Origin of the sequence: Chryseobacterium sp. P1-3 (genome assembly GCF_000738495.1) — a bacterium.
GTDB lineage: Bacteria > Bacteroidota > Bacteroidia > Flavobacteriales > Weeksellaceae > Chryseobacterium > Chryseobacterium gallinarum.
Window position 1 is genome coordinate 1 of the sequence record NZ_JPEQ01000042.1, and the last position, 1,189, is coordinate 1,189.

The 1,189-nt window shown below is 45.8% G+C and carries 1 rRNA gene; it reads left to right on the top strand.

The annotated features are described in order from the left end of the window. Positions 1-1,189, top strand: a 23S ribosomal RNA gene (locus HX13_RS22875); the annotation flags it as partial.

Here is a 1,189-nt window from a genome sequence, read left to right on the forward strand (position 1 = left end):
ATCTTTCTTTAATAAAATTTCCTGGGCATCGTTAGCAATATCCTGCATTTTTTCTTTAATCACATAATACTTGAAGCTTTCAATAAAGTCATCAGGTTTTATATGATGAGATTTCAGAATAAATCTGGTTCCGGCCTCCATATTTTTATCCGGATAAACGAAATTTGCCTGATCATTGATCATCAGAGCTTTGAAAAGTCTTCGGATGACCTGTGGGTAGGGGTGAAAGGCCAATCAAACTGGGAGATAGCTCGTACTCTCCGAAATGCATTTAGGTGCAGCGTCGCAACAAAGTTTATTAGAGGTAGAGCTACTGATTGGATGCGGGGGTTTCACCGCCTACCAATTCCTGACAAACTCCGAATGCTAATAAATGTTTTGCGGCAGTGAGGGCATGGGTGCTAAGGTCCATGTCCGAGAGGGAAAGAACCCAGACCAACAGCTAAGGTCCCCAAATATATGTTAAGTTGAAGCAACGCGGTTGGACTGCATTGACAGCTAGGATGTTGGCTTGGAAGCAGCCATTCATTTAAAGAGTGCGTAACAGCTCACTAGTCGAGCGGTCCGGCATGGATAATAATCGGGCATAAACATATTACCGAAGCTATGGATTTACAACATTAGTTGTATCTGGTAGGAGAGCATTCTATTTGCGCCGAAGCAGTACTGTGAGGTATTGTGGAGCGGATAGAAAAGAAAATGTAGGCATAAGTAACGATAAAGGGGGCGAGAAACCCCCTCACCGAAAGACCAAGGCTTCCTCAGCCATGCTAATCAGCTGAGGGTTAGTCGGGACCTAACGCGAACCCGAAAGGGGTAGTGGATGGACACAGGGTTAATATTCCCTGACTTGCTCACGATAAAAGGGGACGGTTGGATGTATCTGCTGGAGACTGACGGAATAGTCAAGGCCTAGCCTTCGGGCGAAGCTGCTGTAGAGTAATCTGATCCAAGAAAAGCCGAAGTGAAGCAACCCGTACCAAAACCGACACAGGTGATGATCGGAACCAGGTAATATACGACCCCGAACGCCATGAAACCATTCCATCCCAGAGCCCCCAAGTGTACGTGTCCGATCACCCAGTCGGTATAGTGCCCGATTTTATTTAAAGATTTGGTGGCCAACAAGGGACCTTCGAACGTGGCCATCCCATAACAGGTAACGGCTACCACAAAGAATTTAAGAATT